Raw genomic sequence first — 12,576 nt, 5'->3', positions numbered from 1 at the left:
AGAAAACCCTAAACTTGGCTCAGCAATCGCAAACTCTTCTCCTAAAAGAAGAGCACTCAATGATTTCTCGTTGAGTATTTGTGATGCTGATAATCTTGCAGATCATCAGTCTTACCTCACAAGCACCCACACGAATTGCTTGATTCAGTTGTTAAAGAGCGTTTCGATCAAGCCTTTCGTCTCAACCGAGGCCGCGCATTCTACAGCAGCCTTGCTTCTCGTCAAGCTGTTTTTGAAGAATTTCTTTCCTTCTCAACCGCTTGCGCTTCCGTTCAGCTTTAAGCCTCTCGTCAGCGGGAGGCGAATCATACAGCGTCTAAACCCGCTGTCAACCACCTCTTTCAACCCTCTCCGATCAACCTGACCAGAGCCACCAACAGTGCCAAACCACCACCCTGTCAGCGCGGCGCATTCTACTCGAATTCGCCCTCCGTGCAAGCCATTATTTTCGTTAACCTATTGATTATAAAGGGGTTTATCGAAAGGTCTGCGCCGGAGAAGGTGCGCATTATAGGGCGACAAGCGAGACCGTCAATAAGAAATTTAGCATCGTCACATTTTTATCCGCTTTGCCGCAGCCCAACGTTGGACGCTTGGAAATCGAATAACGAGCAGAGCCGCACCAATGGATGCGTAGAGCGCCCAACGGCCGGCGTCCGCTCTAACGACCCATAACATATGCAACAGGGCCAACAGCAATACCGGATAGACCAATCGATGAAGACGCTTCCAACGCTTGCCAAGCTTGCGCATGCTCCAGCGACTTGACGTAGCTGCCAAGGCGAGCAGCGCTAGCCAAGCAAGTGCGCCAACCATGATGTAAGGACGCTCCAGCAACTCGGCTGGCAGACTTGCGAAATCCAAGCCGAGAAGAAACACCAAATACCCGGCGACATGCAACGTGGCATAGGCGAAACACCAGAGCCCGAGCTGACGGCGTATCGCCATCCAGCCCGACCAACCCGACAATCTCTGCAGCGGTGTCATGGAAAGCGAACACAGCAAAAAGACCAATGCGCCCTGCCCTAGGTTATCGACTAAGACCTTGCCCGGATCCGGCGCCAGCGCGCCGGTAACACCCAGGTAAAGCCAATAACCCAGCACACAGGTTGCAACGACAAAGACAAACAACCGCAACGACAGGTGTCGCATCAATAGTCCTTGCTCAGATCCATCCCAGCGTACAGAGCGGACACTTCATCGGCATACCCATTGAACATCTGGGTATCGCGAACGTTGGGATTGAACAGCGATCCAGGCAGCCTCCTCTCGCGAGCCTGCGACCACCTTGGGTGGGACACCTGCGGGTTAACGTTCGCATAGAAGCCGTATTCTTGAGGAGCCATGGTTTGCCAAGTCGTGCTCGGCTGCTCTGCCAAGAAACTGATCCTGACGATCGACTTGATACTTTTGAAACCGTACTTCCAAGGTACGACGAGGCGAAGCGGCGCTCCATTCTGATTGGGCAAGATTCGGCCATACATCCCGATCGCCAGCAAGGTCAACGGATGCATGGCTTCATCCATGCGCAACCCCTCAACGTAAGGCCAATCGATCAGCGAGAAACCACCGCGCATACCAGGCATCTCTTCTGGTCGCGCAAGCGTTTCGAACCTTACAAACTTGGCCTGCGAGGTTGGCTCGACGCGACGAATCAGCTCCGACAATGGGGAACCAAGCCAAGGAATGACCATCGACCATGCCTCTACACAGCGCAGCCGATAAATGCGCTCTTCAAGCCGAGGGGGGGCGACGAGATCTTCCACCGCAAAGCGTCCCGACTTGGCGACCTCACCGTCAATCGTTACGGTCCAGGGGTCAGTCTTCATACCGGAGGCGTGTCGCGCCGGGTCGTCCTTATTCGGGCCGAACTCATAAAAATTGTTGTACGACGTCGCGTCGGGATAGGGCGTGACAGCCTCGCCATCGGTATCCGTCGTCTCCCACCGGGCATCCGACAACTTTCTCTCGAACCACTCGGGGGCGTCTACCGGATCGACGCTGGCATAACGCGCATCGTCCGCATGCACGGGTAGCGGCAGTACCGAAGCAGCTCCCGCCAACAGCGAACCTTGAATGAATCGGCGTCGATCAAGGTAGAGCGCCTCCGGTGTGACCTCCGATTCGTGACACTCGCTGCGCCGACGACTTTGGATAAGCATGATGTGCTCCGCTGCCCATGGTTGGGACCACCAATAGACAGCGGAACAGGAGAGAAATCAACCTTCGGCGCGCCGACGACGACGCATCAGAAACTGGACGGGACCGGATACGGCGTAGGCCAGGAAGATGAGGAGCAGCACACGAGGAGGATCACTGAAGACAACCGCAAAAACCAGCACTACTACGAGAATTGCTACGAAAGGCACGCGCCCTTTCAAGTCGAGGTCCTTGAAACTGTAGTACTTGATGTTGCTGACCATCAACAGGCCAGCACCAGCCACGAGCATCGCAAACAACATGACCGCGGCAAGGGGAAGGTCAAGGCCCCGTATGCCCGGCTCGTCGAGCGCCCAAATTGCCCACACCGAACCGGCCACCACGCCTGCGGCTGCCGGGCTCGCGAGCCCGATGAACCAGCGTTTATCTACCTTGCCAATCTGAGTATTGAAGCGGGCCAACCTGAGCGCGGCACAGGCGACGTATATGAACGCGACCGTTAGCCCTACGTTTCCGAGGCTCGACAGCGCCCACTCATATGCCAGAACAGCCGGAGCAAGACCAAAAGCGACCATATCCGACAGCGAGTCATATTCGGCGCCGAACGCACTTTGCGTATTGGTCAAACGAGCCACACGACCATCGAGACTATCGAGAACCATCGCGACGAACACCGTCGCGGCAGCAACATAAAAATTGCCGTTGATGGCTGTAATGATGCAGAAAAAACCTGCGAATAGGTTCGCGGTCGTAAATAGGTTCGGCAGGAGATAGATGCCACGATGCCTGACCTTGCGGCCTTCCGAGTCCTGCGTCTCCTCGACGTGCTCGTCAATCGGAAGCAAGCTCTCCGGCTCGACGGGGTTGTTTGGCTCTTCGGGACGCTCATTCATGCACTTCACCCTACAGCTGCTTTAAATTTTTTCGACATAGACCGGCTTGGTGGGTTCACCTGGGACGGCGCCGCTTTTATATCAGAGTTGTGCTGACCTAACGAAAGAACGCGGCCGAGGCCGCGTTCTTGTTGGATCAGGACTGGTTCAGTTCTTGGCTTTGTCGACGATCTTGTTCGCAGCGATCCAAGGCATCATCGAACGCAGCTTTTCACCCACTACCTCGATGCCGTGCGCCGCATTGTTACGACGGTAGGCGGTCATGGATGGATAGTTCGCCGCACCTTCAGTGATGAACATCTTGGCGTACTCACCGTCCTGGATACGCTTGAGCGCATTACGCATGGCAGCGCGTGACTCCGCGTTGATCACTTCCGGACCAGTTACGTATTCGCCGTACTCGGCGTTGTTGGAAATCGAGTAATTCATGTTGGCGATGCCGCCTTCGAACATGAGGTCAACGATCAACTTCAGCTCGTGCAGACATTCAAAATAAGCCATCTCAGGGGCATAGCCCGCTTCGACCAGCGTTTCGAAACCTGCCTTCACCAACTCGACGCAACCACCGCACAGAACAGCTTGCTCGCCGAACAGGTCGGTTTCGGTTTCGTCTTTAAACGTCGTCTCGATGATGCCGGTGCGACCGCCACCAACGCCCGAGGCGTAGGAAAGCGCGACGTTCTTCGCGTTGCCGGACGCGTCCTGGTAGATGGCAATCAGATCGGGGATGCCACCACCTTTCACGAACTCGGAACGAACGGTGTGCCCTGGCGCCTTCGGTGCGATCATGATGACGTCCAGATCCGCGCGCGGCACGACCTGGTTGTAATGAATAGAGAAGCCATGTGCGAAAGCCAGCGTCGCGCCCTTCTTGAGGTTCGGCTCGATTTCGTCACGGTACAAGCGTCCCTGAAATTCGTCAGGCGTCAGGATCATCACTACGTCAGCAGCAGCAACGGCGGCAGCAACATTATCAACTTTGAGGCCATGGGCTTCGGCCTTGGCAACCGAGGGGGAGCCAGCGCGCAGGCCTACGGTCACGTCAACGCCCGAATCCTTCAGATTGCATGCGTGTGCATGGCCCTGCGACCCGTACCCAATGATCGCTACTTTCTTTCCCTGGATGATCGAAAGGTCGCAGTCTTTGTCGTAGAAAACTTTCATGGTGTTACCCCTGTTGCCGGCCGTTCGGCCATTCGATAGATGATTAGATGCTCAGTACTTTGTCGCCACGGGATATTCCGGTGACGCCGCTGCGCACGACTTCCAAAATGGAGGTGGTGCCGATGGCCTGTATAAAGCTGTCGAGCTTGTCGCTCGTTCCGGCCAGCTGAATGGTGTAAACGTTCGACGTTACGTCCACGATTTGCCCGCGGAAGATGTCGGTGGTGCGCTTGACCTCGGCGCGCTGGGCACCCGTTGCTTTCACCTTGATGAGCATCAGCTCGCGTTCGATGTGGGCGCTTTCCGAGAGGTCAACCAACTTCACCACCTCGATCAGCTTGTTGAGGTTCTTGGTAATCTGCTCGATCACTTCCTCATGGCCGATCGTAGTCAACGTCAACCGCGACAGTGTCGGGTCTTCCGTCGGCGCAACGGTCAAACTCTCAATGTTGTAGTTGCGCTGAGAGAACAGACCGACCACACGGGAAAGTGCCCCCGGCTCGTTTTCCAGCAACAGAGAAATGATGTGTCTCATGATCAGGTCCGCTCCGTCTTGCTGAGCCACATGTCCCGCATCGCACCATCCTTGATCTGCATCGGGTAGACGTGCTCGCTCGTGTCCACGGCGATGTCGAGGAAAACCAGGCGATCCTTCATTGCGAACGCCTCTTCCATGCGCGGGCGCAAATCCTTCAGATCGGTGATGCGCATGCCGACGTGCCCGTAGGCCTCAACGAGCTTCACGAAATCAGGCAGCGATTCCATATAGGAATGCGAGTAGCGGCTGTTGTACTGCATGTCCTGCCATTGCCGGACCATTCCCAGCGCGCCATTGTTCAGGTTTACGATCTTCACCGGCAGGTCGTACTGCAAGCAGGTGGAGAGCTCCTGAATGTTCATCTGGATACTGCCTTCGCCAGTCACGCAAGCGACATCGGCATCGGGGAAATTCAGCTTGGCGCCCATGGCTGCCGGGAAGCCGAAGCCCATCGTCCCGAGCCCGCCCGAGTTGAGCCAACGATTAGGCTTGTTGAACCGGTAGTACTGTGCAGCGAACATCTGGTGTTGGCCCACGTCGGACGCAACATACGCCTCGCCCCGCGTCACCTCACAAAGCATTTCCACGACGGCCTGCGGCTTGATGATGGTCCCGTCACCCTTGTCGTACGGAAACAAGCCGCGGCTGCCGCGCCATTCTTCGATCTGCTTCCACCAGCTCGCCACTGTTTCGGCATTCGGCGCCTGGCCGATTTCCTTGACGATCGCGACCATTTCAGTCAGCACGCTATCGACCGGGCCGACGATCGGAATGTCCGCCTTGATCGTTTTAGAGATCGACGCAGGATCAATATCGATATGGATGATCTTGGCGTTCGGGCAAAATTTCGTCGCGCCGTTGATGACCCTGTCATCGAAACGCGCGCCAACGGCCAGAATGACATCGGAGTGATGCATGGCCAGGTTGGCGGTGTAGCTTCCATGCATGCCCAGCATGCCGACGAACTGGCGATCGCTACCCGGATAACTACCCAATCCCATCAGGGTGTTGGTGACCGGAAGATTGAGCATTTGGGCCAGTTCGGTCAGCTGGGCCGAAGCGTCGCCCATGATCACGCCACCGCCTGCATAGATGATCGGGCGTTTGGCCGAGAGAAGCAGCTCGGCTGCTTTGCGGATCTGCCCGGAATGACCGCGCACCGCAGGGCTATATGACCGCAGCTTTGCCTTCTTCGGGTATACGTACTCGAACTTTTCGGCCGGATTGGTCATGTCCTTCGGAATATCTACGACAACCGGGCCTGGGCGACCAGACTGGGCCAGGTAGAAAGCCTTTTTCATCACTTCGGGGATCTCCGAAGGATGCTTGATCATGAAACTGTGCTTAACGATCGGACGCGAAATGCCGATCATGTCGGTTTCCTGAAAGGCATCGGTACCGACCATATTGCTCGCAACCTGGCCGGAAATGACGACCATCGGAATGGAATCCATGTACGCGGTTGCGATGCCGGTAATCGCATTAGTCGCGCCGGGGCCTGACGTCACCAGCACAACGCCCGCCTTGCCCGTCGCGCGCGCATAGCCATCAGCCATATGAGTCGCAGCCTGCTCATGACGGACGAGGATGTGAGTGACTTCCTTTTCCTTGAACAGCGCGTCGTAGATGTGCAGCAGGGCGCCGCCCGGATAACCGTAGATGTGCTTAACGCCTTCGTCGCGCAAGAAGCGGACGACCATTTCAGCGCCGGATAAAAGTTCCACGTTGTTCACCTCTAGAACGCCAGTTAGCCGCTCCGCGTCGGGCCGGCCAGAATGTAGGTTTACTGCCAAACAGCGGCGTGAGCGACGGTGGTCGCCGACTACGTCAGCTGCTGACTTGGCAATCAGGAAGGTCCCAAAGTGTTGCGGGACGCTCCTCCCAGCGCGAGGTAACGCGTTGCGGGTGTAGCAAGTCGGCGCGGGTGAGCGCCTATTGAAGGACCGAGCGCACCACTACGTGGGCGCTCGGAACAGCAAGCCCTGAATTGTTGGGATTAGACAACGGCAAGTCAAGCCCAGCGTCTAGTTCCGAGCTGCTTCAGCTGTGATACAGCGCAGCATGAGCGGGGCGCGTAATTGCGTATAGTAGGGCTCGGTTTCGCTTCAGGAAAAGGGATAAGCATGCGATTGACGATACTTGCGGGTACGTTACTGCTCGCATTGAGCGGTAACGTAATGGCGGGGCAGGTCTACAAATGGGTGGATGCGCAAGGCACCACCCATTTCGGTGCCCAGCCGCCAGCAGGCCAGACCGCCGAAGCTTTCAGTACTGCCGTTCCCGTGCCCAGGCCAGCCAGCCCACCGCCGCACCAGGACGAGGCTGAGCAAGAGCAGCAGGCGATCGACAAGAAAGTGAAACAACAGGTCGCTAAGCAAGAGGCGGAACTCAAAAGCTATTGCACGACCCTGCGCACCAATCTCGCACAGCTTGAAAACAATCCGCGCGTCAGGATCGAAGAAGCGGGAAAAATGCGTCGCTTAGGTGAAGAGGAACGACAGCAGCGCATCAGCGAAACCCAGCGGAAGATTAGCGAAACGTGCTCCTGATCGAGGCCGGGCCAGGCTGTTCGCCTGGCCAATGCCCGATTATTTCGTCCCTATCCCGATTAGCACATCGAAGCGCTCGAGTGCCTGAATCAGGCCCGCAGCTCGCTGCGCATCGTCGCGATAAACCATCTCAGCCATGGCACAAATCCCGGAAGTTGCGGGGAGCGCTCGTCCCTCCTCGAGAATGACCTTCATCCGCGGCAGAAAGATCCACTGTAGCCACTGCTCGAATGACAGCGTGTCCACACAAAACGGCTCCTGGCTGGCCAACGCCTGAGGCTCAGGCTGCTGCTCACCCCACAGCCTCAGGGCACGCAACTCCTTCTCGATAAGCAAAAGCTGCTCGGCCAGCATTGCAATTCGCTGATCCATCACAGGCGGACCTTGGCACGTTCCCGCGCCTGTGTAGCACCAGCCGTGTCGCCCTGCCGCTCGCGAGACTGAGCGATCAATTCCCACAAGCTGGCCTGAAGCGCCGGCCGATCCGTTGCATATCCTAATGCCCGCCGCGACAACTGCTCAGCCTGTACGGCATCGCCTTGCGCCAAGCGCACTTGGGCCAACCGGTAAAGAACCTGCGGCTCACGTGGTGCAATACGCTGGGCCCGCTCCAGGCTCGACGCCGCTCCGTTAAGATCGCCGCCGCCTTGCAGCTGCTGAGCGGTGGTCAGCAATGCGAGCACCGGACCGTCCAGCTGTTCGTCTGCAGACAGCGTGCCCGCCGAGGGAATACCGCTTGGCGCTGGGCGCTCCGCAGGCACCGATGAAGGATAAGGCGCCGGTTGTGCTGTCTGCGTTGGCTGCGACGGCGGGGTCCATTGACCGGGCGCATTCGCCGACCCGCCGGAAAACGCGCCATCTGGGGCTGCGAATGTTTGCAACGGTTCGGAGCGCTGGGGCGGCACCATGACGGTGACGCCCGAATCTTGTGTCGCAACGCCAGGGGCCATGCCCGCCGGAGCCCCTGACGCAGCAGCCCGCCGAGACGCGACCTCTTCTGAAACCGGCGCACCCGCATCGACCACGGGAATCGCCCCCCTTTTTACCGAGGCGCAGCCCTGTATCAGCACAATGCCCGCCGCCATGGCCACCCAGTACTTTTTCAATATTCCATCCTCAACAAATCAACCCCAACAGGCCGAGATCAGGGCAGCCAGCCGCGCACCCAATCCATCACGGATTCGGCAGGCGCTCTCAAACCGCACCCAGGGCCGGGCGCGGGCTCACTGCCCCGTATATAAGGCATCTGCACGGCATCCGGGCAATTCTCCGCCGTACCTTGACCGGTATGAGCGTCAACCCAGGCCATGACTACGTTACTTGGTACCGGCGTCTGCAGGGGCAGCGGATCGGCCCGGCGCATGAAGTCCGCCCATACCTGCAGCGCACCAGTCGCGCCGGTCAGGCTGGTTTTGCCATTGTCGTCGCGGCCAAGCCAAACAACAGCCAGCAGGTCTTGGCTAAAGCCCGCAAACCAGCTGTCTCGCGAATCGTTGGTGGTTCCGGTCTTGCCGGCTAGCGCCAACGACCTTGGGACGTAGTTGTAGGCGGACCGCCCCGTGCCCTCGAGCATTGTCCGTTGCATCGCATACTGCGTGAGGTAGATCGCACCGGCATCGAAACGCTGCTGGATCTTGAAGGGGTAGCGGTTGAGCGGCTCACCATTGGCTGCCACGACACTCCTGATGGCACGTAACGGGGTATTGAAACCGCCATTGGCCAGGGTTTGATAAATGTCGGCCACCTCGATCGGCCGCAACCCGCCCGCGCCCAGCAGCATGGACGGGTACGCCGGCCACTGGGGAGACGCACCGAGCCGCTCAAGCGTGCGCAGGACATGCGGAACGCCAAGATCCATTCCAAGCCGTGCAGTCGACAGATTGTAGGAGTTGGCAAGCGCCTGGTAGAGATAAACCGTACCGTGCGCCGTTCGCCCGTAGTTCTGCGGCTTCCAGACCTTGCCGTCTGCGCCTTTGACAGAAAAAGGCTCGTCCTGGAGGAGACTGGTCAAGGTGTACTCGCTAGGCTTTTCCAAAGCCGCGAGGTAGATGGCCGGCTTGATCAGCGAACCGATGGGACGCGACGCATCCAGCGCCCGGTTGAACCCTGCAAAACCGGGTTGCCGGCTACCCAGCATGGCCTGCAGTTCCCCAGTTTCGGGATTGGTCACAAGCATCGCACCCTCGACACCGTCGGCAGCCTTGCCCAACCGCTTGAGCGTCTCAGTCATGGCCTTTTCGGCTTTAAGCTGCAGAATCGGGTCGAAACTGGTAAAGACCCGAAGCCCCTCTTCCGTAAGATCCTCGTCGCGATAATCCTCGCGCAACTGCCGCTTGACCAGATCGAGAAAGGCCGGATAAGAACTGTCTGCCATACTGCCGCGCTGGGTGACGCCCAACGGCGCCTTGCGGGCGTCAGCCGCCTCCTCGGAGCCCACCACTTGCTGCTGTTCGAGCAGATCGATGACCAAGTTGCGCCGCTCCAGAGCGCGCTCCGGGTGGCGCCGCGGGTTGTAGTAGGTTGGCCCTTTGACCATGCCAACCAGCAACGCAACGTGTTGGAGTTTCAACTCAGCCAGCGGCCTGCCGAAAAAGTACTGACTGGCCAGACCAAAGCCGTGAATGGCGCGCCGACCGTCCTGACCGAGAAAAACCTCGTTGAGGTAGGCTTCAAGAATCTCTTCCTTGTCGTAATGCAGCTCCAGCAGCACCGCCATCATTGCCTCGGTGGCCTTACGGCTTAGGCTGCGCTCGTTGGTCAGGTAAAAATTCTTCACCAACTGCTGCGTCAGGGTACTGCCGCCTTGGCGCACCTCGCCGGCAGTCAAATTCACCCAAACGGCGCGGGCGATGGATTTGGGCGATACGCCGAAATGATCAAAAAACTCTCGATCCTCGACCGCCACGAGCGTTTCCACTAGATAAGGCGGGACCTGATCCAGCTTGATCAGAATGCGATCCTCGTTGTGCGCCGGATATAGACCGCCGATCACGAGCGGCTCAAGCCGGGCCACGGGAAGCTCACCGCCGTCGGCCTGCGTGAGGCCGGCCACGAAATCGCCGGAGAAACGCACGCGGATGCGCCTCGATTCCTCGAGCCCCTCATAGAACTGAAAACCGCGGGTTTGCAACTCTATGGCGTTGCTGGCTACGGATACCGACCCTGGGCCGCCAACGGCACGCTCGCGTCGATACCCCAGCGCATCCAACTCGGCGAGAAAATCATCCTTATGTAGCTTTTGTCCCGTAAAGAGTTCCAGCGGCCGAGCATAGACGGTGGCCGGAATGGTCCAACGCTTACCAGAGAACTTCTCCTGCACCACCGCGTCGAGATAGACGGCGACGCCAGCGAGTATCACCAGCGCGACGATGGACAGTTTTACGACCCAGCCCAACCAGGGGCGTGAGCCGCCAGAACGGCGTTTGTTGCGGGAACGAGCGGAGCGAGATTTAGTCATGGCGGCGGATTATACGCACTTCTATCTGGCTGCAAGACGGCCTCCTGGCGGTTTGCACACGTGAGCGGGATCTACATAATGGTGCGTTTCCAGACTGTGTGAACTGTGTCCCGAAGTGCTCACACGCCCGTCCAAACGCTTCGAAAGGAATGACCGTGAGCCAAGCATTGATCGCCGCGCTGCAAAACCCCGCCCTGTACCCGCACCCTGTCGACGGATTCAAAGTCATTGAAACCCATATTTCCTGGGTAATCCTGACTGGCGCCTACGCCTACAAAATGAAGAAACCGGTAGATTTCGGCTTTCTCAACTTCACCGAACTCGCCTCGCGTAAGCATTTTTGCGAAGAAGAGTTGCGCCTGAACCAACGCATGGCGCCTGCTCTGTATTTGCAAGTTCTACCCGTGACGGGCAACCCAGACGCGCCCATCCTTGGCGGCGACGGCGAGCCCATCGAATACCTGTTGCAGATGCGTGAGTTTCCGCAAAGCCAATTGCTCGCAGAGGTCCAGGCCCGGGGTGAGCTGAGCGACGTCCACATCGATGCCCTCGCCGAGCAGATCGCCCAGTTCCACCTAAAAACCCCTCAGGTGGCACATGACCATCCGTTGAATAGGGCCGACGCCATCGTCGCCCCCATGCGCCAGAACTTCGAGCAGATCCGTCCACTGCTGACGGAGCCGGCCGACCTGCTGCAGCTCGACGCGCTTCTGGACTGGACCGAAACCAGCATCGCTCGGTTGTGGCCGCTGCTCGAGCGCAGATCCGAGGATGGTTTCATTCGCGAGTGCCACGGCGACCTTCACCTGGGCAACGCGACGCTGATAGATGGAGCGGTCGTGCTGTTCGATTGCATCGAGTTCAACGAGCCATTCCGCTTGATCGACGTAGCCTCCGATGCCGCGTTTCTGGCGATGGATCTGGAGGATCGGGGTCTCAAATGCCAGGCCCGACGGTTTACCAATGCCTGGCTAGAGCGCACCGGCGACTATGCGGCGCTCGAACTATTCAACCTTTACAAGGCTTATCGCGCACTGGTTCGAGCGAAGGTCAGCCTGTTCCGTCTGGATCAGGAGCAGGATCCGGTCCAGCGCAAGGTCATCGTCCGCCAGTACCGAAGCTATGCAAATCTTGCCGAAAGCTACAGCGCTATTCCGTCACGCTTCCTGGCGATCACGCATGGCGTGTCGGCCGTAGGCAAGAGCGGAGTCGCACTGCGACTGGTCGAAGCACTCGGAGCGATCCGCCTGCGTTCCGACGTCGAGCGCAAGCGTCTATTTGCGGACCAGTCCGATGCCGGCGCTGGACAGACCGGGCAAGGTATCTACAGCGCCCAGGCAAACCAGGCGACGTATGAACACCTGCACGACATGGCCACCCGTGCGCTCAACGCAGGCTTCTCAGTGGTGATCGATGCCACCTATCTCAAGCATGAACAGCGCCGAACGGCCTGCCAGGTCGCAGAGGCCACCGGCGTGCCTTTCGTGATTTTGGATTGTCAGGCGCCGGATGCGGTCGTTGCGCAGTGGCTGGCCCAGCGTCAGGCGGACGGGCGCGACCCGTCCGACGCCACGCTCGAGGTCGTCAACGCACAACAGGCGAACCGCGAGCCGCTGACCGACGCCGAGCACCTCCTGGCGCGACGCGTGGATACTCCGGACGCGGGCAGCCTCGACGAAGTGGTCGCCGCGATCCGATCGAAACTTCCAGGGCTCTGAGCATTGGACGCGGCGCCAGCAGAACCTGGCGCCGCATCTATACTCATGCAGATATCTGCGGAAGATAGCCATGCCAAGCCGTCCGACAATCCTCCAA

At 58.5% G+C, this 12,576-nt stretch carries 11 protein-coding genes; 2 read left to right on the top strand and 9 right to left on the bottom strand.

The genetic code is table 11. The annotated features are described in order from the left end of the window. Positions 1 to 552: 552 nt before the first annotated feature. The 6 genes from msrQ to M1D78_RS04710 form a co-directional block, all read right to left on the bottom strand. Positions 553 to 1,152 (bottom strand): protein-methionine-sulfoxide reductase heme-binding subunit MsrQ, encoded by a 600-nt coding sequence (msrQ, locus tag M1D78_RS04735; protein ID WP_437422997.1) that lies wholly within the window; start codon positions 1,150 to 1,152, stop codon positions 553 to 555. Then, the gene (gene msrP / locus M1D78_RS04730; protein ID WP_437422996.1) at positions 1,152 to 2,162 is read right to left on the bottom strand and encodes a protein-methionine-sulfoxide reductase catalytic subunit MsrP; all 1,011 of its coding nucleotides are present in this window, start codon (positions 2,160 to 2,162) and stop codon (positions 1,152 to 1,154) included. Before msrP ends, msrQ begins: the two co-directional genes overlap by 1 nt. A 57-nt stretch (positions 2,163 to 2,219) precedes the next feature. Continuing rightward, positions 2,220 to 3,053 carry a CDP-diacylglycerol--serine O-phosphatidyltransferase gene (gene pssA / locus M1D78_RS04725; protein ID WP_437422995.1) on the bottom strand — a complete coding sequence of 278 codons (834 nt, stop codon included), beginning with the start codon at positions 3,051 to 3,053 and terminating at the stop codon, positions 2,220 to 2,222. A 147-nt stretch (positions 3,054 to 3,200) separates the two neighbouring features. Next, positions 3,201 to 4,217 carry a ketol-acid reductoisomerase gene (ilvC, locus tag M1D78_RS04720; protein WP_437422994.1) on the bottom strand — a complete coding sequence of 339 codons (1,017 nt, stop codon included), beginning with the start codon at positions 4,215 to 4,217 and terminating at the stop codon, positions 3,201 to 3,203. Positions 4,218 to 4,260: 43 nt separating this feature from the next. After that, entirely contained in the window at positions 4,261 to 4,752 is a 492-nt protein-coding gene (ilvN, locus tag M1D78_RS04715) for an acetolactate synthase small subunit (RefSeq protein ID WP_243607532.1), read from the bottom strand. Positions 4,753 to 4,754: 2 nt separating this feature from the next. Further along, on the bottom strand, positions 4,755 to 6,479 hold the full coding sequence (locus M1D78_RS04710; protein ID WP_437422993.1) for an acetolactate synthase 3 large subunit: 1,725 nt from the start codon (positions 6,477 to 6,479) through the stop codon (positions 4,755 to 4,757). 399 nt (positions 6,480 to 6,878) lie between these two features. Here M1D78_RS04710 and M1D78_RS04705 point away from each other — a divergent pair, with 399 nt between their 5' ends. Beyond that, on the top strand, positions 6,879 to 7,304 hold the full coding sequence (locus M1D78_RS04705; RefSeq protein WP_437422992.1) for a DUF4124 domain-containing protein: 426 nt from the start codon (positions 6,879 to 6,881) through the stop codon (positions 7,302 to 7,304). A gap of 39 nt (positions 7,305 to 7,343) precedes the next feature. On the opposite strand, the gene M1D78_RS04700 is transcribed toward M1D78_RS04705, so the two are convergent. The 3 genes from M1D78_RS04700 to mrcB are packed head-to-tail and all read right to left on the bottom strand — an operon-like array spanning position 7,344 to position 10,761. Then, the gene (locus M1D78_RS04700; RefSeq protein WP_437422991.1) at positions 7,344 to 7,676 is read right to left on the bottom strand and encodes a YqcC family protein; all 333 of its coding nucleotides are present in this window, start codon (positions 7,674 to 7,676) and stop codon (positions 7,344 to 7,346) included. Then, positions 7,676 to 8,389, bottom strand: coding sequence for a tetratricopeptide repeat protein (locus tag M1D78_RS04695; protein ID WP_437423000.1), 714 nt, complete (start codon positions 8,387 to 8,389; stop codon positions 7,676 to 7,678). Before M1D78_RS04695 ends, M1D78_RS04700 begins: the two co-directional genes overlap by 1 nt. Positions 8,390 to 8,448: 59 nt before the next feature. Next, positions 8,449 to 10,761 (bottom strand): penicillin-binding protein 1B, encoded by a 2,313-nt coding sequence (gene mrcB / locus M1D78_RS04690; RefSeq protein ID WP_437422990.1) that lies wholly within the window; start codon positions 10,759 to 10,761, stop codon positions 8,449 to 8,451. A gap of 155 nt (positions 10,762 to 10,916) precedes the next feature. Between mrcB and M1D78_RS04685 the strand changes: the two genes are divergently transcribed. Continuing rightward, complete coding sequence (locus M1D78_RS04685; protein WP_437422989.1) at positions 10,917 to 12,479, top strand: bifunctional aminoglycoside phosphotransferase/ATP-binding protein; 1,563 nt, start codon at positions 10,917 to 10,919, stop codon at positions 12,477 to 12,479. Positions 12,480 to 12,576 lie beyond the last annotated feature (97 nt).

It is taken from the genome of Pseudomonas sp. SA195 (assembly GCF_054131565.1).
The sequence above is the reverse complement of the archived record's forward strand: the minus strand, read 5'-3'. Positions and strand labels throughout refer to the sequence as shown.

Coding starts and splice junctions, on each gene's coding strand:
- msrP (WP_437422996.1), bottom strand. CDS start 2,162: ATGCTTATCCAAAGTCGTCGGCGCAGCGAGTGTCACGAATCGGAGGTC.
- M1D78_RS04700 (WP_437422991.1), bottom strand. CDS start 7,676: ATGGATCAGCGAATTGCAATGCTGGCCGAGCAGCTTTTGCTTATCGAG.
- msrQ (WP_437422997.1), bottom strand. CDS start 1,152: ATGCGACACCTGTCGTTGCGGTTGTTTGTCTTTGTCGTTGCAACCTGT.
- ilvN (WP_243607532.1), bottom strand. CDS start 4,752: ATGAGACACATCATTTCTCTGTTGCTGGAAAACGAGCCGGGGGCACTT.
- M1D78_RS04695 (WP_437423000.1), bottom strand. CDS start 8,389: ATGGCGGCGGGCATTGTGCTGATACAGGGCTGCGCCTCGGTAAAAAGG.
- ilvC (WP_437422994.1), bottom strand. CDS start 4,217: ATGAAAGTTTTCTACGACAAAGACTGCGACCTTTCGATCATCCAGGGA.
- mrcB (WP_437422990.1), bottom strand. CDS start 10,761: ATGACTAAATCTCGCTCCGCTCGTTCCCGCAACAAACGCCGTTCTGGC.
- M1D78_RS04705 (WP_437422992.1), top strand. CDS start 6,879: ATGCGATTGACGATACTTGCGGGTACGTTACTGCTCGCATTGAGCGGT.
- pssA (WP_437422995.1), bottom strand. CDS start 3,053: ATGAATGAGCGTCCCGAAGAGCCAAACAACCCCGTCGAGCCGGAGAGC.